Source organism: Paenibacillus sp. J31R30 (genome assembly GCF_059692115.1).
The window spans coordinates 1,237,904-1,260,107 of the sequence record NZ_JCAUAV010000001.1; the positions used below are offsets into that span (position 1 = coordinate 1,237,904).

General features: G+C 42.6%; 21 protein-coding genes. 20 read left to right on the top strand and 1 reads right to left on the bottom strand.

Features of this window, described 5'->3' with window-relative positions:
- Positions 1-35: 35 nt before the first annotated feature.
- Positions 36-1,607: a YifB family Mg chelatase-like AAA ATPase gene (locus tag AC58QO_RS04805; RefSeq protein ID WP_497264125.1), complete on the bottom strand. Its 1,572-nt coding sequence runs from the start codon at positions 1,605-1,607 to the stop codon at positions 36-38.
- A gap of 733 nt (positions 1,608-2,340) precedes the next feature.
- On the opposite strand from AC58QO_RS04805, the gene sucC reads away from it, so the two are divergent.
- The 20 genes from sucC to AC58QO_RS04905 all read left to right on the top strand — a co-directional run bounded on the left by sucC (position 2,341) and on the right by AC58QO_RS04905 (position 22,183).
- Positions 2,341-3,501: an ADP-forming succinate--CoA ligase subunit beta gene (gene sucC / locus AC58QO_RS04810; RefSeq protein ID WP_497264126.1), complete on the top strand. Its 1,161-nt coding sequence runs from the start codon at positions 2,341-2,343 to the stop codon at positions 3,499-3,501.
- 49 nt (positions 3,502-3,550) lie between these two features.
- Positions 3,551-4,483, top strand: a complete 933-nt coding sequence (gene sucD, locus AC58QO_RS04815) for a succinate--CoA ligase subunit alpha (protein ID WP_056624890.1) — start codon at positions 3,551-3,553, stop codon at positions 4,481-4,483.
- 114 nt (positions 4,484-4,597) lie between these two features.
- Positions 4,598-5,689: a DNA-processing protein DprA gene (gene dprA / locus AC58QO_RS04820; RefSeq protein ID WP_497264127.1), complete on the top strand. Its 1,092-nt coding sequence runs from the start codon at positions 4,598-4,600 to the stop codon at positions 5,687-5,689.
- Between the two features lie 70 nt (positions 5,690-5,759).
- Positions 5,760-7,856: a type I DNA topoisomerase gene (gene topA, locus AC58QO_RS04825; RefSeq protein WP_497264128.1), complete on the top strand. Its 2,097-nt coding sequence runs from the start codon at positions 5,760-5,762 to the stop codon at positions 7,854-7,856.
- Between the two features lie 25 nt (positions 7,857-7,881).
- Positions 7,882-9,198: an FADH(2)-oxidizing methylenetetrahydrofolate--tRNA-(uracil(54)-C(5))-methyltransferase TrmFO gene (trmFO, locus tag AC58QO_RS04830; RefSeq protein ID WP_497264129.1), complete on the top strand. Its 1,317-nt coding sequence runs from the start codon at positions 7,882-7,884 to the stop codon at positions 9,196-9,198.
- Positions 9,199-9,395: 197 nt separating this feature from the next.
- Positions 9,396-9,950: an ATP-dependent protease subunit HslV gene (gene hslV / locus AC58QO_RS04835; RefSeq protein ID WP_057315711.1), complete on the top strand. Its 555-nt coding sequence runs from the start codon at positions 9,396-9,398 to the stop codon at positions 9,948-9,950.
- Between the two features lie 87 nt (positions 9,951-10,037).
- Positions 10,038-11,435, top strand: coding sequence for an ATP-dependent protease ATPase subunit HslU (hslU, locus tag AC58QO_RS04840; RefSeq protein ID WP_497264130.1), 1,398 nt, complete (start codon positions 10,038-10,040; stop codon positions 11,433-11,435).
- A gap of 36 nt (positions 11,436-11,471) precedes the next feature.
- Entirely contained in the window at positions 11,472-12,257 is a 786-nt protein-coding gene (gene codY, locus AC58QO_RS04845) for a GTP-sensing pleiotropic transcriptional regulator CodY (RefSeq protein ID WP_477596325.1), read from the top strand.
- A 226-nt stretch (positions 12,258-12,483) separates the two neighbouring features.
- Entirely contained in the window at positions 12,484-12,891 is a 408-nt protein-coding gene (gene flgB / locus AC58QO_RS04850; protein WP_497264131.1) for a flagellar basal body rod protein FlgB, read from the top strand.
- 6 nt (positions 12,892-12,897) lie between these two features.
- Positions 12,898-13,347: a flagellar basal body rod protein FlgC gene (flgC, locus tag AC58QO_RS04855; RefSeq protein WP_497264132.1), complete on the top strand. Its 450-nt coding sequence runs from the start codon at positions 12,898-12,900 to the stop codon at positions 13,345-13,347.
- A gap of 20 nt (positions 13,348-13,367) precedes the next feature.
- On the top strand, positions 13,368-13,676 hold the full coding sequence (gene fliE, locus AC58QO_RS04860; protein ID WP_497264133.1) for a flagellar hook-basal body complex protein FliE: 309 nt from the start codon (positions 13,368-13,370) through the stop codon (positions 13,674-13,676).
- Between the two features lie 41 nt (positions 13,677-13,717).
- Entirely contained in the window at positions 13,718-15,292 is a 1,575-nt protein-coding gene (gene fliF, locus AC58QO_RS04865; protein ID WP_497264134.1) for a flagellar basal-body MS-ring/collar protein FliF, read from the top strand.
- A gap of 12 nt (positions 15,293-15,304) precedes the next feature.
- Positions 15,305-16,321 carry a flagellar motor switch protein FliG gene (fliG, locus tag AC58QO_RS04870; protein WP_068662580.1) on the top strand — a complete coding sequence of 339 codons (1,017 nt, stop codon included), beginning with the start codon at positions 15,305-15,307 and terminating at the stop codon, positions 16,319-16,321.
- Entirely contained in the window at positions 16,305-17,147 is an 843-nt protein-coding gene (locus AC58QO_RS04875) for a FliH/SctL family protein (RefSeq protein ID WP_497264135.1), read from the top strand. Before fliG ends, AC58QO_RS04875 begins: the two co-directional genes overlap by 17 nt.
- On the top strand, positions 17,147-18,475 hold the full coding sequence (gene fliI / locus AC58QO_RS04880; RefSeq protein ID WP_497264136.1) for a flagellar protein export ATPase FliI: 1,329 nt from the start codon (positions 17,147-17,149) through the stop codon (positions 18,473-18,475). Before AC58QO_RS04875 ends, fliI begins: the two co-directional genes overlap by 1 nt.
- 9 nt (positions 18,476-18,484) lie before the next feature.
- Positions 18,485-18,928 (top strand): flagellar export protein FliJ, encoded by a 444-nt coding sequence (gene fliJ / locus AC58QO_RS04885; RefSeq protein WP_497264137.1) that lies wholly within the window; start codon positions 18,485-18,487, stop codon positions 18,926-18,928.
- A 23-nt stretch (positions 18,929-18,951) separates the two neighbouring features.
- Positions 18,952-19,869 (top strand): MotE family protein, encoded by a 918-nt coding sequence (locus AC58QO_RS04890; RefSeq protein ID WP_497264138.1) that lies wholly within the window; start codon positions 18,952-18,954, stop codon positions 19,867-19,869.
- Positions 19,870-19,902: 33 nt separating this feature from the next.
- Positions 19,903-21,318: a flagellar hook-length control protein FliK gene (locus AC58QO_RS04895; protein WP_497264139.1), complete on the top strand. Its 1,416-nt coding sequence runs from the start codon at positions 19,903-19,905 to the stop codon at positions 21,316-21,318.
- A gap of 35 nt (positions 21,319-21,353) precedes the next feature.
- Positions 21,354-21,797: a flagellar hook capping FlgD N-terminal domain-containing protein gene (locus AC58QO_RS04900; RefSeq protein WP_497264140.1), complete on the top strand. Its 444-nt coding sequence runs from the start codon at positions 21,354-21,356 to the stop codon at positions 21,795-21,797.
- Positions 21,794-22,183: a TIGR02530 family flagellar biosynthesis protein gene (locus tag AC58QO_RS04905; RefSeq protein ID WP_497264141.1), complete on the top strand. Its 390-nt coding sequence runs from the start codon at positions 21,794-21,796 to the stop codon at positions 22,181-22,183. Before AC58QO_RS04900 ends, AC58QO_RS04905 begins: the two co-directional genes overlap by 4 nt.
- The last annotated feature ends 21 nt before the right edge of the window (positions 22,184-22,204 follow it).

The window sequence follows — 22,204 nt, forward strand, 5'->3', positions numbered from 1 at the left end:
TTATTTTCAAGCATGACCCCATCATTGATATTTGGTTAAATCTCAATCTCTTCCACACGTTGGTTTTTATCCAGATTCCGATATTGAATGGCTTCCGCTAGATGAGAGGGAAGAATAGAATCATAACCGTCTAGGTCCGCAATTGTGAGTGCTAGCCGTAAAATCCGATCATGCGCACGCGCACTTAATCCCAATGCCTCGAAAGAAATCCGCAAAAGTTGATCACCTTCGGGCGTTAACTGGCAAATTTCCCTAATTAATCTTCCACTTAATTCATTATTATGCTGAATGTCTGTCCCGGCGTAACGTTTCTGTTGTCGCAAATGGGCTTGCATGACCTTGGCTCTCATTTCATTGGAAGATAGGTTAGTAGCAGTGTCTTTTAATTGGGCATAGCTTGGTTTAGGGACTTCTACATGAAGATCGATTCGGTCGAGAAGAGGACCTGAAATTTTGGAGCGATATTGAACAATTTTTGCCGGACTGCAGATGCAAGCGTTAGCCTCCGTTTCAGCACCGTAATAGCCGCAGGGACATGGATTCATAGCAGCAGCTAAAATAAAATGAGAAGGGAATGTGTACACAGCTCTTGCTCTGGCAATCATCACATATCGATCCTCAAGAGGCTGCCTGAGTACTTCAAGTGCATTGCGTGTGAATTCCGGCAGTTCGTCTAGGAAAAGAATACCTCGATGAGATAGACTGACTTCACCAGGCTTGGGGATGGTTCCTCCACCGACGAGACCAGCAGCTGAAATAGAGTGATGCGGGGCACGAAACGTTCTTGCGCGCATCAGTGTGGACCGATCACTCAGCTTTCCTGAAGCACTATATATCTTCGTAACCTCTAGTGCTTCGCGGTCTGTCAAAGGTGGAAGGATGGAAGACAGACGCTTAATTAGCATCGTTTTTCCAGTTCCTGGAGGACCAAGGAGGAGTAAATTATGCATGCCAGCGGCTGCAATCATCATGGCGCGTTTAACCTGATGCTGCCCATTAACATCGGCGTAATCTTCCGCATAACTAGCATGTTGATTTAGTGTAGTGGAGGGCTCGTTTCGTTCTCGATCAGCAATCTGATACATAAATTCACGATACGAACTTTTGTTCCATTTCTTGAGGTCGGCAAGATTCGAAATTACATATACTTCAACACCTTCGATTAATGCGGCTTCAGGCGCGTTAGCTGTTGATAAGCAAACTCGTTTAATACCCATCTTTTTGGCGGCGTGGACCATCGACAGTACCCCTGGGATGGGACGTAGAGATCCGTCTAATGCAAGTTCTCCAAGAAATAATGTGGTGGCGAACCCTTCTACATGCACCTGACCTGTGGTAATGAGAATGCCAACGGCAATGGCGAGATCGAATGATGAGCCTTCCTTCCGCAAATCAGCAGGAGCAAGATTAACCGTAATACGGTCCATAGGGAATGTGAAACCACCGTTTTTAATCGATGAACGAACGCGTTCAACGGATTCTCGAATCGCTGAGTCTGGGAGTCCAACCAGATTTATTTGAGGTAACCCGCTCGAAATATCGACCTCTACTTCAATGGGTCGCCCTTCAATTCCTTGTAAACAGGCACTCATGACTTTGCCATACATAAAAAACACCTTCTTCTCCATAGAATTCACAGTTACTAGAACTGAGTTCGAATTGGATAAAAGGTGCTTCCTTATTGATCCGATATATGATTTTAATTATAATCGCAATTGGTAAAATTACGCAAATATTGTCGATGAACTTTCAGGTTTTAAAAATGTGCGACATGCACATACTGGAAGATGAGGTGATGATATGCAGGAAAAACCATATTTTTGTCCCAATTGTCGTTCAAATCGTATTAAATTTAATGTAATCACGAGCTATTCGCAGTCTTTTCTAAAGGATGCGCTTTCCGGGAATATTACCGAATTCCATGATCCTGGCGTCATTCCCGAGCCTGAGCCCACGATTCAGTGCTTGATCTGTAACTTTTCAGCGAATGAAATGCGCTTTATTAAGCAAGCAGAGCGCGAACCTCGGGTAAATTCAACACCAACTTCGTTCTTTTAATCAAGTTGAAGCACGACGTATTTTTCAGTACATGAGAAATACGTTTTTTTATTTGTGACGTGATAGTTAAATTTTTTCAGTGTGAAAGGAAAAATTGAATGGATTCACGAAAAAAATAAAGAAACTGTCGAAAATAATGTGATACAATGGTTAGGGCTTGCGAAGAAGTGTGATACTAATTCCGGTAGCAAGATAGTTTCTCGTGCACAACGTCAATTGGAAATTACACTTTTCCCTGTATAGCACGTATAGAAAGTCCATACTGATAGGAGGATTTAGGAAATGAATATCCATGAGTATCAAGGCAAAGAAGTCCTGAGACAGTACGGAGTCAGCGTTCCTAACGGAAAGGTTGCTTTTACTGTTGATGAGGCAGTTGAAGCAGCAAAAGAACTTGGAACATCCGTTGTTGTAGTAAAGGCACAAATTCATGCCGGTGGTCGCGGTAAAGCAGGCGGCGTTAAAGTAGCTAAAAGCCTCGAGGAAGTTCGTACATATGCTAGCGAAATTCTAGGTAAAGTACTTGTCACTCACCAAACAGGTCCAGAAGGTAAAGAAGTTAAACGCCTTTTGATCGAAGAGGGCTGTGACATTAAGAAAGAATATTACGTAGGTGTTGTTGTTGACCGTGCGACAGGCAGCGTCGTTTTGATGGCTTCTGAAGAGGGCGGTACGGAGATTGAAGAAGTAGCTGAGCACTCTCCTGAGAAAATTTTCAAAGAAGTTGTTGACCCAGCAATCGGTCTTCAATCCTTCCAAGCACGTAGACTTGCTTATGCAATCAACATTCCTAACGAGCTTGTTAACAAAGCCGTTAAATTTATGCTTGCATTGTACAAAGCATTCGTTGAGAAAGACGCTTCCATTGCTGAAATCAACCCATTGGTTGTAACTGGTTCTGGCGATGTTATGGCACTTGATGCGAAATTAAACTTCGATTCTAACGCTCTTTTCCGTCACAAAGACATCGTTGAGCTTCGTGACCTTGAAGAAGAAGATGCGAAAGAAATCCAAGCTTCCAAATATGACCTTAGCTACATCGCACTTGATGGAAACATCGGTTGTATGGTTAACGGCGCTGGACTTGCTATGGCCACTATGGACATTATCAAGCACTACGGCGGAGACCCTGCTAACTTCCTAGACGTAGGGGGCGGCGCTACAAAAGAGAAAGTTACTGAAGCTTTCAAAATCATCTTGTCTGATGAGCAAGTTAAAGGGATTTTCGTTAACATTTTCGGTGGTATCATGCGTTGTGATGTCATCGCTGAAGGTGTTGTAGCTGCTGCTAGAGAGCTAGGACTTTCCCGTCCACTCGTAGTTCGTCTTGAAGGAACTAACGTGGAGCTTGGTAAAAAGCTTCTTAACGAATCCGGATTGAACATTGTTGCTGCTGATTCCATGGCGGATGGCGCACAAAAAATCGTTGCACTTGTTAAGTAATCAAACCTGAGCGGTTTGAAAAATATATAAGGGATGTGAACAATCGATCATGAGTATTTTGGTCAATAAAGATACTAAAGTCATTACTCAAGGGATTACCGGCGCTACGGGTTTGTTTCATACCAAAGGCGGTCTGGATTATGGCACGCAAATGGTGGGTGGCGTAACTCCTGGTAAAGGCGGCACGACAGTAGATATTACTTTAGAGAATGGTGAGCTTGTTAAGCTGCCAGTTTTCAACTCCGTTGTAGAAGCTAAAAATGCAACAGGTGCAACAGCATCCGTTATTTATGTACCACCAGCATTCGCAGCAGAATCCATCATCGAAGCGATTGAAGCAGAACTTGAATTGGTTATCTGTATTACTGAAGGTATTCCTGTTCTTGACATGGTACGCGTTAAGCGTTACCTAGAAGGTAAAAATACCGTTCTTATCGGACCAAACTGCCCAGGTGTGATTACACCAGGCGAGTGTAAAATCGGTATTATGCCAGGATACATTCATACACCAGGTCATGTAGGTGTTGTTTCGCGTTCCGGAACATTGACTTACGAGGCTGTACACCAATTAACAACTCGTGGAATTGGACAATCCTCCGCAGTTGGTATCGGTGGAGACCCAGTTAAAGGATCCGAGTTTATCGACATCCTTAAACGTTTTAACGAAGATCCAGATACGTACGCTGTTATCATGATCGGTGAAATCGGCGGAACGGCTGAAGAAGAAGCAGCAGAGTGGGTTGCGGCAAACATGACGAAACCTGTCGTTGGCTTCATCGGCGGTAAAACAGCGCCTCCAGGAAAACGTATGGGCCATGCTGGTGCCATTATTTCTGGTGGTAAAGGTACAGCTGCTGAGAAAGTTGCAACGATGGAAAGATGCGGTATCCGTGTCGCGGCTACACCATCCGAAATGGGTTCAACACTCGTTAGCGTACTTGAAGAAAAAGGTATGCTAGATAAAGTTATCACAAAAAAATAAGCTTCGTTTCACGAAGGTAAGCAACCTTCCATTTCCCTTAATTGGGATTTGGGAGGTTTTTTTTATTCTTATTGATGCATAAATTTGTCATTCACGAAAGGAGTGTATATACTAATGGATAATCGTTATTGTTTAATTGGGCTGCATGAACTTGAGGGTGTAGGATGGAAAACGATATATCAGCTGATAAGCCGTTTCCCTGAGCTGAGCGTTTTAATGGATTTGACAGCAGGTGAGATCGCCTCTTGTGGAATTCGAGCATCCATTGCAGAGACAATAGCTACACGATTTACCCCTGCTTTCATTGAGCAGAAATTACAACTATATAGAAGACACAGCATTCAGATTTTGACTCGGCTCGACGAGGGTTATCCAGCAATTCTGAAGGAAATCGCGCAGCCTCCGTGGGTGCTGTATGTGAAAGGTGATCCTTTGTTTCTAAAAGGGCACTTACTTGGCATCGTAGGCACGCGAACTCCAACGCTATACGGAAAGAAAATTGCTGAAGAGTGGGCGGCTGCGCTTTCTCGAGCAGGGTTTGGGATTGTCAGCGGGCTGGCAAGAGGGATAGATAGCAAAGCTCATATTGGAGCACTGCAAGGGAAGGCGAAGACAGCGGCTGTGCTTGGATGTGCGATCAACTCGATCTATCCACGCGAGAATGCCCTGTTATATCGAAACATTGAACAAGAAGGCGTCATTGTTTCAGAATACCCGATTGGCACTCGCATGCACCCTGGTATGTTTCCGCAGAGGAATCGAATCATTGCTGGATTATCTTTAGGTGTTACGGTTGTGGAGGCAGCGGACGATAGTGGATCACTCATCACTGTTGAGTTTGCTCTAGACGCCTCGCGTGATGTATTCGCTGTTCCGGGTCCAATTAACTCTCGCCAAAGCAGCGGTGTTCACAAGCTGTTGAAGGATGGTGCGAAATTAGTCACCAGCGTCGAGGAAATTGTCGAAGATTATAAACACATCATTAATATGGATGAAATGCGACTTGCTTTAAAGCGCGAACCGTCTTATTCACTTACTGAAGATGAGGTCGAAATTGTTCGAAAGATGTCAGATACACCGATCTCTATAGATACTATATTAGAAGACAGTCAATTTACGTTTGGACATTTGCATGCAGTTCTGTTATCTTTGGTATTGAAAAAGGCGATTAAACAGCTTCCGGGTTCAACTTACATTCGAGCATAGGCTAATCACGAAGTTTTGCTTCTCGCCAAGTAAACTTACCTTGAAACCAAGAGGGGAGGAAGGACGAACCATGGCAGATTCGTTAGTCATTGTTGAGTCACCAGCAAAAGCCAAAACCATCGGCAAATATTTAGGCAGTAAATACATCGTAAAAGCTTCGATGGGTCATATTCGCGACCTTCCGAAAAGCCAAATTGGCGTAGAAGTCGATAATAACTTTGAGCCTAAATACATAACGATTCGTGGAAAGGGTTCTATCCTTAAAGAACTCAAAGACGCAAGCAAAAAAGTGAAAAAAATATATCTGGCGGCGGATCCGGATCGTGAAGGTGAAGCAATCGCCTGGCATTTAGCTCACTATTTGGCTGTAGGTCCTGAAGAGCTTTGTCGTGTAGTCTTTAACGAGATTACGAAAGAAGCGGTTAAGGATGCTTTTAAGACGCCCCGGCGCATCAATCAAGATTTAGTGAATGCACAACAGGCGCGTAGGATTTTGGATCGACTTGTTGGTTACAAAATTAGTCCTTTGCTTTGGAAAAAAGTGAAGAAAGGGCTATCAGCAGGCCGCGTTCAATCCGTTGCGGTGAAATTAATACAAGATCGTGAAAATGAGATTAAAGCGTTTGAACCAGAAGAGTACTGGTCCATTACTGCCGTTCTTGATGCGGGTAAAACTGTATTTGAAGCCAAGTATCATAGCCACAATGGTGAGAAAAAAGAACTGCATTCACAAGAAGATGTCGATTTGATTCTTGCTGCAATGGGTAACGAAGCGTTTATTGTGAAAGAAGTGAAAGAGAAAGAGCGTCAACGTAATCCTTCCCCTCCTTTTATTACAAGCTCCTTGCAACAGGAAGCAGCGAGAAAGTTAAATTTCCGTGCATCCAAAACTATGTCTGTGGCGCAGCAATTATATGAAGGTATCGATTTAGGAAAAGAAGGTACCGTCGGTTTAATTACGTATATGCGTACGGACTCTACGCGGATTTCTCCTATTGCCCAAGAAGAAGCAAGAGAGTTAATTATGACGAAATACGGCCCGACCTTCTATCCGGAGACGCCACGTCAGTATCTGAAGAAGAATGCGAATGCACAGGATGCGCATGAAGGGATCAGACCTACTTCTGTCCTTCGTGAACCGGATCAAATGAAGGAATTCCTAAGTAAAGATCAGTTCCGGTTGTACAAGCTGATTTGGGATCGATTTATTGCGAGTCAAATGGCATCTGCCATCCTTGACACAATGACGATTGATTTACATGCAGGTGAAACGATTTTTAGAGCAAATGGCTCTAAAATGAAGTTTGCTGGATTTATGAAGGTGTATGTTGAAAGTAATGATGACGGCACGACAGAAGAGGATAAGTTACTGCCGCCTCTATCGAAGGGCGATTCATTGCCTAAGCAGAGTGTCGAACCGAAGCAGCATTTTACGCAACCGCCTCCACGATACACAGAAGCACGTTTAGTCCGTGCGCTTGAGGAGATGGGGATTGGGCGACCAAGTACGTATGCCCCTACATTAGAAACGATTCAGAAGCGTGGCTATGTGGCCATTGAAGAGAAGAAGTTCGTGCCAACGGAGCTAGGCGAGCTGGTCATCCAATTAATGCAAGAATTTTTCCCGGAAATTCTGGACATCGAGTTTACAGCTCATATGGAAGAAGAGTTGGACTTTGTCGAAGAGGGGAAAGAGGATTGGGTCCGAGTACTGGATACCTTCTATACTTCCTTTGAAAAGCGCTTAGAGTTTGCTGAAGAGGAAATGAAAGAAATTGAGATCCAAGATGAAGTTTCGGATGAGATCTGTGAGAAGTGCGGGAAGCATCTGGTCTACAAAATGGGGCGTTTCGGTAAGTTCCTAGCGTGCTCAGGTTTCCCAGACTGCCGGAATACGAAACCAATTATCAAGGATATTGGTGTGACGTGTCCGACTTGTCATGCGGGTAAAATTGTAGAACGCAGAAGTAAAAAAGGTCGTGTCTTCTATGGATGTGATCAATATCCAACCTGTGATTTCGTCTCATGGGATAAACCAGTCAATAAGCCATGCCCAGCTTGCAGCTCGATGATGATTGAGAAACGCAGCAAAAATGGCGTAATGATACAGTGTACACAATGTGATTTTAAGGAAGAAGCAGTTGATGATTCCGAAAACACAGAATGATATGAAAGATTAGAGGTGTCTGATTTTGCCAGAAAATCAAAGAGTAACAGTCATCGGCGCAGGATTGGCAGGTAGTGAAGCCGCGTGGCAAATTGCCCGTCAAGGCGTTCCTGTTACTTTATATGAAATGCGTAATGTAAGGAAAACTCCTGCCCATATAACGGACCAGTTCGCTGAACTTGTATGTAGCAATTCGCTACGTTCCAATGGTCTCATGAATGCCGTTGGTGTACTGAAAGAAGAGATGAGACGCATGGACTCACTTATCCTTTCTTGCGCTGACGAGCATGCTGTACCTGCTGGAGGAGCTTTGGCGGTTGACCGCGACGGATTCTCTCAAGCGGTGACGAATACGCTGCGGAATCACCCGTTAATCGAGGTGCGGAATGAAGAGATTCAGCAGCTGCCAGAGGGAATTGTTGTAGTTGCTACTGGTCCTTTAACTTCACCAGATCTAGCAGCGGAGTTAAAATCTTTGATGGGCGAAGAATATCTATATTTCTACGATGCGGCTGCGCCAATTGTTGAGAAAGACTCCATCGATATGAACAAGGTTTACTTAGCTTCACGTTACGATAAGGGTGAGGCGGCTTACCTGAATTGTCCGATGACAGAAGAAGAGTTTAACGTATTCTATGAGGCGCTCATTACAGCTGAGGTAGCCGAATTAAAGGAATTCGAGAAAGAAATTTATTTTGAAGGCTGTATGCCGCTTGAAGTTATGGCTAAGCGTGGTAAACAAACGGTGTTATTCGGACCTATGAAGCCTGTTGGCTTAATTAATCCACATACCGGTAAAATGCCACATGCAGTCGTACAGCTTCGTCAAGATAATGCCGCAGGTACTTTGTACAATTTAGTAGGGTTCCAAACGCATTTGAAATGGGGAGAGCAGAAGCGCGTACTGCAGCTAATTCCTGGGCTTGAGCAAGCGGAATTCGTCCGTTATGGCGTTATGCATCGCAATACGTTTATCAACTCACCTAAATTGCTTGAGCCTACTTATCAATACAAGCGCCGCGAGAATCTATTCTTTGCAGGTCAAATGACTGGCGTTGAGGGATATGTCGAATCTGCCGCTTCAGGGTTGATTGCTGGTCTTAATGCAGGTCGTATGGCGAAAGGCCAAGAATGCGTGGTTTTACCCGCTGAAACTACATTGGGCAGTATGGCACAATACATAACGACAGCAGACTTCAAGCATTTCCAACCGATGAATGCCAATTTTGGTCTTCTGCCAGCGCTGCCAGAGCGTATTCGTAACAAAAAAGAAAAATATGAAAAGCTGGCTAACCGCGCACTAGAGAGTATTCAGAATTTTGTGAAAACAGTTGCTGAATAAGTTGTCATAGGATGATCCACTGTGTTACTATAAATTAATGTTTTATTGCATTTTTCATTCGTTTGATCATACATTTACCTCTAGATGCGGTCTTCTCAACTTTAAGGACCTCGCTAGAGGTTTCTCTCATTTTTGCGACTCATATGCAAAGTGAGATCTCTTTAACGGATATGATTCTTATAGAGGGGTGAATCGAAATGGAACCCAATCAAGCAACGTTTCATGCGACAACGATTTTTGCGATCCGTCACCAAGGCAAAGGAGCTATTGCTGGCGATGGTCAAGTGACATTTGGCAACAGTATGATCATGAAAAGCACGGCCAAAAAAGTACGGCGTTTACATAGAGGTAAAGTCATTGCTGGTTTCGCCGGTTCTGTCGCTGATGCGATAACGCTCTTTGAGAAGTTTGAAGGGAAGCTGGAAGAACACCATGGCAACCTTCAGCGTGCAGCGGTTGAGCTAACAAAGGATTGGCGCCAAGATCGTGTGCTACGCAGACTGGAAGCCATGATGATTGTGATGGATGCCTCGGGTCTTCTGTTGCTCTCAGGGAATGGGGAAGTCATTGAGCCGGATGATGGCATATTGGCAATCGGTTCTGGCGGGAGCTTCGCGCTTTCGGCGGGCAGAGCGCTTCATCGACATGCGCCTCAGCTTAGTGCAAAGGAAATCGCTCACGCGGCGTTGACGACTGCAGCTGAAATATGTGTGTTTACCAACCATAATATTATTGTTGAAGAGATTGAATAGTCTAGAACGTATGTTTCTGTAATCCCAATCGCACACGCTCTCAATTGATCAATTGGCTTTAGCCTAAATTTAAGGAGGGTATCACATATGACAAACAGCTCTCTTACGCCTAAACAAATCGTGCATGAACTTGACCGATACATTGTGGGACAGAAAAAAGCTAAGAAATCCGTTGCCATCGCTCTGCGGAATCGATATCGTAGAAATCTTGTCGATGAAAGCATGAGAGATGAGATTGTGCCGAAAAACATTCTCATGATTGGACCTACAGGAGTAGGGAAAACGGAGATTGCGCGTAGACTAGCGAAGTTGGTTGGCGCACCTTTTATTAAAGTAGAAGCCACCAAATTCACAGAAGTCGGTTATGTTGGCCGTGACGTGGAATCTATGGTGCGTGACTTGGTCGAGACTGCTGTACGCATGGTCAAAGCAGAGCGCATGGAAAAGGTCAAGGATCGCGCAGAGAAGCTTGCTAATGAGCGATTAGTCTCTTTGCTTGCACCGAGTCCTACGCGTGCCAAAACACAGCGTAACCCGCTCGAGATGCTGTTTGGCGGGCAAAATAAAGATGAGCAAGAAGAGGCGACGCCCGATCCTAATCTGGCTTCGAAGCGAATTCAAGTTGCTGAACAATTATCCAATGGTAAATTAGAGAATGATCACGTTGAAATTGAGGTAGAAGACACGGCGCCTTCTATGCTGGATATGCTTGGTGGCCAAGGCAATGAGCAAGCCGGAATGAATATGCAAGAAATGTTTGGGAGTCTCCTGCCGAAAAAGACGAAAAAACGGAAATTGCTTGTGAAAGAAGCAAGGAAAGTTCTAACACAGGAAGAAGCACAGAAATTAATTGATATGGATGATGTTATTCAGGAATCGATTAACCGTGCGGAGCAAAGCGGCATTATTTTTATAGATGAAATTGATAAAATAGCAAGTAGTAACCGCGGCGGCAGCGGACCGGATATTTCGCGCGAAGGTGTACAAAGAGATATTCTGCCTATTGTTGAGGGTTCGACGGTTGTGACCAAGTACGGACCAGTTAAAACGGATTATGTGCTATTCATTGGGGCTGGGGCATTCCATATTGCCAAGCCATCTGATCTCATTCCAGAGCTGCAGGGCCGATTTCCGATTCGCGTTGAATTAAGTGATTTAACATTAGAGGATTTTGTATCCATTTTAACAGAACCCAAGAATGCTTTGACCAAACAATATACAGCCTTATTGCAAACAGAAGGTATAACTGTTGAGTTTGCGGAGGAAGCTATTCATGAAATTGCTCGCATTGCAGTTGAAGTCAATCAACAAACGGAAAATATCGGAGCTCGTCGTTTACATACGATTTTAGAAAAATTGCTGGAAGATTTATCATATGAAGCGCCAGAAATCACTTTAGAGTCTATTGTGATTAACCCAGCTTATGTACGCGAGAAGCTTAGCAGTATTGTTCAAAATCGAGATTTAAGTCAGTATATCTTATAAGAAACATGCAGGTTGCAGTTAGTAGGAGGCAGTTACATGAGTTTATTAAATAAAACAAGAAGGCTGAATCGGTTACTCCAAAAAGAAGCGGGTAATGCGGTTAGCTTTATGGATATGGCAGAAGTACTGAGAGATGTTGTAATCGCTAATATTTATGTAGTCAGCCGTAAAGGTAAGATTTTAGGCTATGCGGTTACGAATGATCCTGTATCGCCTGAAATGAATCAAACCATTCTCATTGAACGCAGGTTCCCTATTGAGTCAAATAATTTACTGTTAAAAATTGAGGAAACTTCGTCAACATCGGAGCCAGACAGTCCGTATTTTTATTACACGGATCAAATGAAAGATATGTTTCCTTCAACGCATACGACTCTAGTGCCAATTATTGGCGGTGGTGATCGTCTCGGAACCTTGATCCTAAGTCGAAGTGAAGGTCACTTTATCGATGATGATTTGGTTCTTGCGGAATATGGTTCGACCGTAATCGCGATGGAAATATTAAGAGAACGTGCGGAAGAAATTGAAGAGGAAGCCCGCAGCAAAGCAGTCGTTCAAGTAGCAATAGGCTCTTTATCATTCAGTGAGATGGAAGCTGTCGAACATATTTTTGAGGAGCTGGATGGCAAAGAAGGATTGCTTGTCGCGAGTAAAATTGCTGATCGTGTGGGCATAACACGTTCAGTGATTGTAAATGCCCTACGTAAACTGGAAAGTGCTGGTGTGATTGAAACTCGGTCTCTAGGTATGAAAGGCACTTATATCCGTATATTAAACGAACAATTAATGCAGAGCATTGAGCAGATGAAGTCGAAATTGTAACTATTAAATGGTAAAGCCCTATCTGGTAAAAAGATAGGGCTTTTTTCTTATTGTAACTTAACGTAATATCTTAGATGATAAAGAGTATAAGTCAAAGGTTTACATAATTCTACATATAGAACTAATTCGTATCGGAAATCGAGAATAATGTCGAAACAAGAAGGAATCAATTATCCCGATGTTGAAGTAGTAGTAGAATATTAATTGGAGTGAAGGGGAATCGTTTATGTCTTTAATAGACAAACCTAGTTGGAATATGATGGAGCGATCGCTGGACGCATCGACGCTAAGACAGAAAGTGGTAGCGAATAACATTGCCAATGTGGATACTCCTAACTTTAAACGTTCCGAAGTTGCATTTGAAGAGCTTTTACAAGGACAATTGAATGCGAATACACCTTCCATAGATGGCTTTCGAACAGACCCAAGGCACTTTGTGATTGGTAAGTCTACTAAGCTGCCCAATTCTGAAGTTAAATTAGATAATTCGACAGCAATTAACAGTAACTTGAACAATGTAGATATGGACTACGAAATGTCATTAATGGCCAAAAACCAACTTAAATACAATACAATGATTCAACAAATGAACAGCGATTTCAAAAAAATGCGGACTGTCATAGAGGGTAGGTAATACATAATGAGACTTACTAATGGATTTGACATCAGTTCCTCGGCATTAACTGCACAAAGACTACGTATGGATGTTGTTTCCTCTAACATTGCCAATGCGGATACGACAAGAGCAAAATTTGTTGACGGAAAATGGATGCCCTACACGCGAAAATTGGTTTCATTCGAAACGAAGTCACAACCAAGCTTCGCACAATCGCTGAACACAGCGATGGCTGATGGAACTGGCGAGGGCGTACGAGTAAACAAAATATTCGAAGATAAGTCTCCTTTGAAGCAAGTATATAATCCATCTCATCCAGATGCAGATTCTAATGGGTTTGTTTATATGCCGAACGTTGATATTACCAAAGAAATGGTAGATATGATTTCAGCAACTAGATCATATGAAGCCAATGTGACCGCTTTAAATGCTAGCAAAGCGTTGATTACAAAAGCCTTGGAAATTGGTAGATAGAAAATATAGGAGGTTGCGGGATGATCGACAAAATTAGCTACAATCCGACAAATATAATGAGTTCCATTCAACCTAAGGATAACTCGGGAGAGGGAGCTGATGATCTTGGCAAGAAATTCGGTTCTTTCCTCAATGATGCAATGAATAATTTGAGCGCACAACAAAAGCAAGTTGATCAGTTGAACGAAAGCTTCATTAAAGGGGAACTTTCCGATGTCCATCAATTGACAATTGCCTCTGAGAAAGCTTCATTAGGACTTCAACTTACTGTTCAAGTCAGAAATAAAGTGATCGAGGCATACCAAGAAGTTATGAGAATGCAGCTGTAAGTATAGAGATGCTGCTAAATTTGGGTCAATGAGGTGACAGAGTGAACGAGAACCTGCTCCAGTACTGGGAAAAGGTGAAGCAATACTGGAATCGTTATAATCGAACGACGAAAATTATTTTTATAGCAACCGTATTCTTACTAATTCTAACTGCTGCAATTATAAGTGTTAATTTGTCGAAGACAGACTATTCATTGGCGTACACAGAACTACAGCCAAGTGATGCTGCAAATATAAAATCATATCTTGATACTGCAAAAATACCTTATCATTTGAGTGCGGACGGCAAAAGTATAGAAGTACCGACAACTGAAGTCGCTAATGTGAAGCTTGCTGTAGAGTCACAAGGATTGAATAAGAACGGTTCCTTAGGCTTTGAAGTTTTTAGTGGCAGCAGTTCATTCGGGATCACAGATAATGAATTCAAAGTGAAATACTTGAGTGCCATTCAAGGAGAGCTTCAACAACTTATTAATTCGAACCAAGCCATTTCAAGTTCCAAGGTTAACATCTCTCTTCCAGAAGAAGGTCCTTTCTTACAGCAACAGGCTGAGAAAGCGACGGCATCTGTTGTTCTGCAAATCAAGCAGGGTTATTCGTTGGATCAACCCAAAGTGGATACGATTTACAATTTAGTCTCACATAGCATAAAGAATCTCCCGATTGAGAATATCACCATTTCGGATCAAAACTTAGTTTCGTATAAGTTTAATGACGGTTCTGCAAACGCACGGCTGGGGAATGACGATATCAATACTAAGTTCCGTAATGATTTACAGAAGAATATTAACTCTATGCTGGGCACGATGTTTGGACGTGATAAAGTTAGTGTTAGCGTGTTTACAACAATGAATTTTGATCAAAAGAAAACCAAGGAGCAGCTTGTCCGAGCACCAAATCAAGCGGATCAAAAAGGGATCGAAATCTCCTTGCAGGAAGCCAATGAATCCTACCAAAATAAAGGGACGGATAATGGCGGTGTGCCTGGTACAGGCGAAACGGACGTTCCTGGTTATCCGGGAGCATCCAACTCGGGGAATTCCACATCTGAGAAAAACAGCAAAACCGTCAATTATGAAGTGGATCGTATAACAAATGATATTATCTCAACACCTTTTGTAGTAAAGGATGTAAGTATTAATGTCGGCATTGAGCCACCTGTTAGAGATGATCCGAACTCGTTAACGGCAGAAACGAAAACAGCTATTCAGAACGCTTTGGTGAATATTGTTAGAACGGCACTTGCTGATAATAAAACTACTTATACTGACGATGAATTACAGAAAAAAGTTACAGTTTTTGCCCATTCTTTTGCTAGATCATCGGATGCCAATGCAACTAAGACGTCAACGTACTTGACTTACGGAGCATTAGCGCTGGCGGCACTAGCCATCGGAGCATTTATTGGTTTGGCAATCAGAAGACGCAAGAAAGCAGCTTCACAACAACTAATTGATCAAGAAATGAACATTGCATCTCAGAAGGCAGAGCTTCCAACGATCGATATCGAAAATGTAACGAATGACAATCAAGTACGTAAGCAGCTCGAAACGCTCGCTAGAAAGCGGCCAGAAGAATTCGTCAACCTGCTGCGTACTTGGTTAGTAGATGAATAGAGGTGCACTTGTATGGCCAGAGCCGCTCTACAAGGGTTGACCGGACGACAAAAGGCAGCCATTCTTTTGATCAGTTTAGGCCCTGAGGTTTCTGCACAAATTTTCAAACATTTACGCGAAGAAGAAATTGAACAATTAACACTTGAGATTGCGAATGTGCGAAAAGTCGATACGCTTGAAAAGGATTCCATACTAGCAGAATTCCATCAGATCTGTTTAGCACAGGAATTTATTTCTCAAGGTGGTATTGCGTACGCCAAAGATATTTTGGAGAAGGCACTTGGTTCTCAAAAAGCGCTTGATATTATTAATCGACTGACTGCCACACTACAGGTTAGACCGTTTGACTTTGCTAGAAAAGCAGATCCAGCACAAATTCTCAACTTCATTCAAAATGAGAATTCTCAGACGATAGCTCTCGTTTTGTCCTATTTGCAAGCTGAACAAGCATCCATCATTTTGTCATCACTCCCACAGGAGAAACAAGCTGATGTTGCAAAGCGGATTGCACTTATGGATAGTACGTCTCCTGAGGTTATTTCACAGGTTGAACGCGTACTAGAACAGAAGCTTTCCTCAACCGTTACACAGGATTATACAAATGCAGGTGGTATCGCATCTATCGTTCAAATTTTGAATGGTGTTGACCGTGGTACTGAACGTACAATTCTCGATTCCTTAGAAATACAAGATCCGGAACTGGCTGAAGAAATCAAGAAACGGATGTTCGTATTTGAGGATATTGTTAATATTGATAATCGTTCCATTCAACGAATTATTCGTGACATTGAAAATGCTGATTTACAATTGGCTCTCAAAGTTGCCAGTGAAGAAGTCCGCGATGTGTTGTTCAAGAACATGTCCAAGCGTATGGCGGAGACTTTCAAAGAAGAAATGGAATTTATGGGGCCAGTTCGTTTACGTGATGTGGAAGAAGCTCAAACTCGCATCGTTGCAACAATTCGTCGTTTAGAAGAGTCGGGTGAAATCATCATCGCACGTGGTGGAGGAGATGATATTATTGTCTAATGTCATTAAATCATTCGCTTATTATCCCCTTGAAGCCAAAAAAATTATTGATAAGCTATCACCTAGTACCGAGGCAGTAGTGGATTTGCAACCTGATGCTGCTCCTGATGATGGTCTCACAGAGGAAATGCGAATTGAGATCAATGATGCTACTACTTTAAAGAACCAAATAATAGAAGATGCTGAAGCTTTCGCCAGTGATCAGATTGAACAAGCTAAGCGAGAATGTGCGCTAATCCGCCAACAAACGGAAGCAGATATTGCGAGTTGGTGGGAAAGCAGGCGAGCTGAGGATGAAGGGCTTGTCAACCAATCTAAGCAAGCAGGTTTCGAGGAAGGCTATCGACAAGGTGTTACCCAAGCGGAGAATACACTTCGCAAAGAATATAATGATATGCTTGCCGAAGCTAGTTCCATTCTCGAACAATCATACAAGTTGAAGCAGCAAATCATTCAAGAATCGGAGCCTTTTCTCATTGAATTAAGCACGTCCATCGCAGAGAAAATTGTTGTAAGACAATTATCTTTGGAACCGGGCTGGGTAATAGAACTCATTCAAAAAGTTCTCGCACGTAGACGTGAAAAGGGAATTATCACATTATGTGTGGCACCATCCCAATTTGCGTATATCCAGGATGCGAGAGAAGAATTAATTACTTCAATTGATTCACAGGCAGAACTTGAAATAATCCCTGACTCATCCGTACAGGATCAAGGATGTGTGATTCGATCCTCATACGGAAGTATTGATGCCAGAATTGATACACAGCTGAAAGAAATCAAATCAGCGCTACAGCAATTGGCTATACAAAGCGAGGAATCCTAATGACACGGACATCCATACCGAAGGCGGATAAGTACAAAGAAGTATTACAAACCATTGATCCGATTAGGGTGAATGGAAAAGTAACTCAAGTAATAGGACTTACTGTGGAGTCCGAGGGCCCCGATGTCAGTATTGGTGATCTTTGCTACATCTATCCGCATAAGTCGAACAAACCTTTAAAAGCTGAAGTGGTTGGTTTCCGAAGCAATAAAGTTATTTTGATGCCGCTAGGTGATCTCGACTCGATTGGGCCTGGCTGTGATGTTGTAGGCACGGGTAAGCCGTTAACAGTCCAAGTTGGGCATGAATTACTAGGCAAGGTTCTTGATGGGCTGGGTCAGCCGTTAGATGGTTCATTTCTACCGTCTAGGATGGCACAGTATTCCACAAATAATGCACCCAGTAATCCTTTGACACGTCCGCGTGTTCTCAACCCCATTTCAGTTGGAGTTCGTTGTATTGATGGATTATTAACAATTGGCAAGGGTCAACGCGTTGGTATTTTCGCAGGCTCCGGTGTTGGGAAAAGTACATTAATGGGTATGATTGCTCGAAATACATCGGCCGATGTCAATGTCATTGCACTCATTGGTGAGCGTGGCAGAGAGGTACTGGATTTCATTGAGCGAGATTTGGGACCAGAGGGTTTGGCGAGATCTGTTGTCATTGTGGCAACATCTGACCAACCTGCGCTGATTCGGATTAAAGGCGCTATGATAGCAACGAGTATTGCTGAATATTTTAGAGATCGCGGCTTAAATGTCATGATGATGATGGATTCAGTCACGCGGTTCGCCATGGCACAGCGTGAGGTTGGACTAGCTGTAGGTGAGCCGCCAGCTACACGTGGTTATACACCATCTGTATTTGCCATGCTGCCAAGGCTTTTGGAGCGCTCGGGTACCGGAGCGAAGGGCTCAATAACTGCATTTTACACTGTGCTAGTTGACGGTGATGATATGAATGAGCCAATTGCTGATGCCGTAAGGGGAATCTTGGATGGTCATATCGTCCTTAATCGTAATATTGCGAACAAAGGTCACTATCCAGCAATTGATGTATTATCCAGTGTAAGTCGCGTTATGAAAGAAATTGTTCCTTCAGAACATATGGAAGCTGCCGATCAACTCAAGCGTCTTCTCTCTATATATAAAGATTCGGAAGACCTTATTAATATAGGGGCGTACCAGAAAGGCTCAAATCCAAATATTGATATTGCGATGGAAAATATTGAAGCCATTTGGGATTTTACGAAACAAAAAACAAGTGAAAAACTAACATATGAAGAAGCTCAAGCACGTTTAATCCAAGAATTTTATAAGGGATGAGGGTCCTAGATGAGTTTTCGATATTCTTTCCAGCAAATTGTCGACTTGAAAAATAATGAACGAACGCAAGCAGAATGGATTTTATCTGAGGCAATGGGTCAATTAAGGAATGAAGAAACGAGCTTACATGGATTGTTTGAGAAAAAAGAAAGCTTACATAATGAAATGGTACAAGCGAGTAGCCATTCCGTTACGATTTCAAACATGCTCATGATGCAAAGTTACATGAATCATGTGGATAAACAAATTGCTCGTAAGCATCAAGACGTGAAACATGCTAGACATATCGTGACTGAGAAGCAGGAACATTTATCAGAGAAAATGATCGATGAAAAGGTTTGGACGAAGGCTAGAGAGAAAGCGCATAACCAATTCCGAATCATGGTCGCCAAAAAAGAGCAGGATGCTCTTGATGAAATGGCAACGAATCGTTTCAAGCGACTTTCGTATTAAGGTAGAAAAGGAGGGACGAAGAGATGGCCGATACAAGCGTAGAGGGTGCATCTTATAGTGCACTGGAGCGATTTTTAATTTGGTTTGTCATCCCCTTTGTGTTTACGGCGGTTCTACTCTTCGTGCTGCTTTCAATTTTTGATTATGATATCAAAAGCAGTATACAAAAAGCATTGCACAATACACCTGTCATTGGATTAATTGTTCCAGCACCCAAAGAAAGTGCTCCGGTGACAGCTGAGGGTAAAGCAACTACTTCCGAGCAAAGTGTTAAATTGAAAGAGGATGAGATTGCGAAGCTGAATGCCAAAGTAAATGAGCTAACAACAGCGCTTCAAAAGGCAGACTCGACGACAGAGCAGAAAGATCATTCTCTAAAGGAAGCTGTAGCGAAAGTTGCTGAACTTGAGGAGAAGTTGAAAGATAAAACACAATCGGAAGAAGAGTACACGAATCAAATCACACAACTTGCAAATATGTACGCCAAAATGACGCCAAGTAAAGTTGCACCAATTATTGAGGCATTGACTCCAAATGAAATGGTCCTTGTATTTTCTAAGATGAAACCAGATAACCGAGGAGCCATACTTGAAAAAATGGACGCTGCCAAGGCAGCTGCTGCATCTATGGGGTTGAAAGATCTCGTACCTGTTCGAGATAAAGAAATTGCTGCGTTGCAAGAACGATTAGCAACGAATAACACGAAGGATGCTAAAGCGGCAACAAGCACAGTTAGTTCCTCGGATCTTGGTCAAACATTTGCGAATATGACCCCAAAAAGTGCCGCTAATGTTTTGCTTGAGATGAATAAAACAAATCAGATAAAGGTTTTAAATATTTTAAGCGGAATGGATAATGCTTCTCGCTCTAAGGTGATGTCCGCTCTCTCGGATGCCAATAAAGAAATCGCAGCTTCCATTACTGCAAAACTTGTACCGTAATAAACTTTGATTCTATGAAGGGAGGTGAAAAAAATGGACGTACAAATGACTTCAGCACCAGTGTCGCAATCAGGAACAGTAAATTCAACAGTTGCAGGAAAAGGGACGACCAAAGGAACTGCTTCAACGGATACCTTCTCAGCAGTACTCTCGGATCAAACCGCTCAAGAGAATGTACCTATGGTTGATGAACCGTCTGAGACTGAGCTTTCAATGAACATGATGCTTCAAATGCTACAAACCTTGGTAATGCCGATTCAAACAACAGTAAATCTAGAAGCGAATGTGAGTTCGGAAGATCATACACTTCCAGAATTACTTCTAGAAGCGATGAATACGAATTTTGCTCTTGCTGACCAATTATTGCAAGATCCTAAAGTGAAAAAGTGGTTCGAAAACGCTGATGCAATGCTAGATGCTCTTAGTAACACACCAAGCGCGACAACTGCTGGACTACTTGTTTCTTGGCAGCAGCCAACCAGTGAATCTATGAGTTTGAAAGCGCAGAACACGTTGTTAACGTTGTCAGCTTTAACTAAGCAACAGCCTGACAATCCGATTCTCAACTACTTGAACTCAGAACTCACGAGTACGATTCAACCGATACTTCCAGAGATTCTCAATGGATTATCCAACGTTAGTAAGTTGACAAATGTGCCTACTATTGGAGCGAAGGATCTAACGACATCTACTGGGCGAATCTCTTCAAGTAAGTACATAAATAATGGGGAAACTGACCAATACGTAGTGAACAGTCTTTCTGATCAACTACAAAAGGTTCAGCCAAAACAAGAAAAATTTGCTGTTAAGCATATTCCGGCAGCAGTTATTGAACAATCTACTAGCATTTCTGAAACACCAACTCGACCGCTTGTTGATCTTCCAATTGAGGCCAATGCGAGTTCGAGCCCGATTGTAACTATTGGTGATTTACAGAAAGCGCAGCAAGTAACGATTCCGGCTGAGAAGGCACCAGCGCCAGTGTTATCGGCGGCTAATTTCGCTGATGAGATGACTTCTCATGTATTGAAGAACATGAAGATTACGATGTCCGAAGGCTTCTCTGAGGCTAAGCTTTCTTTGTTTCCAAAGAATTTAGGACATGTAGACGTGAAAATCTCAATGCACGAAGGTCAACTATTCGCACAATTCGCAGCGGATTCTTTAGCAGGCAAGCAAATGCTGGAGAGCCAGCTTCCACAATTACGTCAAGCTTTGCTTACACAAGGCTTTCAAGTTGAGAAGCTAGAGGTTACACAAAGTCAAAATATGTCATCGAGCATGTTCCAAGAACAACGTCAACCGCAAAGCTTTAATCAATCAAATCGTCAACCTAAGAATCAATCCAATGAGATTGAAGTGGATGCGCTTGATTTTAAAGAAGACATGGATCAGATGGCAGAGATTCGCAACAAGTCAAATGGTAATTCCTTTGATGTAACAGCCTAAATTGTTTAATGAATGAAGTTGTTGGAGGTGAAAGTATGGCTACAAACCCCATTGTAGGTAATGTTTCTGATCTGATCAACGCAGGGACCAAAGCGAAAACGAAGGAAAAAGAGAGTGCTACTCTAGGTAAAGATGATTTCCTGAAAATCTTGATAACACAGCTTCAGAATCAAGATCCAACGCAGCCTTTGCAAGATAAAGAGTTTATTGCACAAATGGCACAATTTACCTCCGTTGAGCAATTGACGAATATGGCGGGTGAAATGAAACTCATGAGGCAGTCACTTGGCTTCGTGTCAGGATTGATTGGCAAATCTATCTCATGGACAGGTACCGATTCCGCAGGTGTTCCAACAGATATGTCTGGTGTCGTAGATTCCATAACCTTTAAAGAAGGAAATCAATTTGCCAGTGTGAATGGTGTGGAAGTTGCACTCGATAAATTAAAGAAAATTGAGAATGTTGGAGAAAAACAATGACAGAGAGAATATCCATAGGTCAACTTTATCCTAGCGCGGTTTCTCCTAGTCCAGCAAAACGAACAACATCGCAGCAGCAGCAAGTATCGTCTGCAGGAAATCCTACCTTTCAGAAAATTTTTCAAGATCAATTCGTTCGGTTTAGTCATCATGCTGAGGTAAGGTTAAAAGAGCGTGGCATTCAGCTAAAACCTGAACAAATTGAGAAGATGAACAAAGCCATTGATAAAGCAGCTTCTAAAGGTGCCAAGGATACGTTGCTGATTTTAGCAGGGAATGGGTATATCGTGAATGTACCTAACCGAACCGTTGTGACAGCGCTTGATGGCCAGGCTATGAATGAGCATGTGTTTACTCAGATCGATAGCGCAATGATAATTTCATAAGTATAGGGCTCGACCGATTAG

Bases quoted from the DNA above. Each gene is read 5' to 3' on its own strand.
- topA (WP_497264128.1), top strand. From the start codon at position 5,760: ATGGCAGATTCGTTAGTCATTGTTGAGTCACCAGCAAAAGCCAAAACC.
- sucD (WP_056624890.1), top strand. From the start codon at position 3,551: ATGAGTATTTTGGTCAATAAAGATACTAAAGTCATTACTCAAGGGATT.
- fliE (WP_497264133.1), top strand. From the start codon at position 13,368: ATGATCGACAAAATTAGCTACAATCCGACAAATATAATGAGTTCCATT.
- hslV (WP_057315711.1), top strand. From the start codon at position 9,396: ATGGAACCCAATCAAGCAACGTTTCATGCGACAACGATTTTTGCGATC.
- codY (WP_477596325.1), top strand. From the start codon at position 11,472: ATGAGTTTATTAAATAAAACAAGAAGGCTGAATCGGTTACTCCAAAAA.
- AC58QO_RS04805 (WP_497264125.1), bottom strand. From the start codon at position 1,607: ATGTATGGCAAAGTCATGAGTGCCTGTTTACAAGGAATTGAAGGGCGA.
- AC58QO_RS04890 (WP_497264138.1), top strand. From the start codon at position 18,952: ATGGCCGATACAAGCGTAGAGGGTGCATCTTATAGTGCACTGGAGCGA.
- hslU (WP_497264130.1), top strand. From the start codon at position 10,038: ATGACAAACAGCTCTCTTACGCCTAAACAAATCGTGCATGAACTTGAC.
- AC58QO_RS04905 (WP_497264141.1), top strand. From the start codon at position 21,794: ATGACAGAGAGAATATCCATAGGTCAACTTTATCCTAGCGCGGTTTCT.
- AC58QO_RS04895 (WP_497264139.1), top strand. From the start codon at position 19,903: ATGGACGTACAAATGACTTCAGCACCAGTGTCGCAATCAGGAACAGTA.
- flgB (WP_497264131.1), top strand. From the start codon at position 12,484: ATGTCTTTAATAGACAAACCTAGTTGGAATATGATGGAGCGATCGCTG.
- AC58QO_RS04900 (WP_497264140.1), top strand. From the start codon at position 21,354: ATGGCTACAAACCCCATTGTAGGTAATGTTTCTGATCTGATCAACGCA.
- AC58QO_RS04875 (WP_497264135.1), top strand. From the start codon at position 16,305: ATGATATTATTGTCTAATGTCATTAAATCATTCGCTTATTATCCCCTT.
- sucC (WP_497264126.1), top strand. From the start codon at position 2,341: ATGAATATCCATGAGTATCAAGGCAAAGAAGTCCTGAGACAGTACGGA.
- flgC (WP_497264132.1), top strand. From the start codon at position 12,898: ATGAGACTTACTAATGGATTTGACATCAGTTCCTCGGCATTAACTGCA.
- fliJ (WP_497264137.1), top strand. From the start codon at position 18,485: ATGAGTTTTCGATATTCTTTCCAGCAAATTGTCGACTTGAAAAATAAT.
- fliI (WP_497264136.1), top strand. From the start codon at position 17,147: ATGACACGGACATCCATACCGAAGGCGGATAAGTACAAAGAAGTATTA.
- dprA (WP_497264127.1), top strand. From the start codon at position 4,598: ATGGATAATCGTTATTGTTTAATTGGGCTGCATGAACTTGAGGGTGTA.
- fliG (WP_068662580.1), top strand. From the start codon at position 15,305: ATGGCCAGAGCCGCTCTACAAGGGTTGACCGGACGACAAAAGGCAGCC.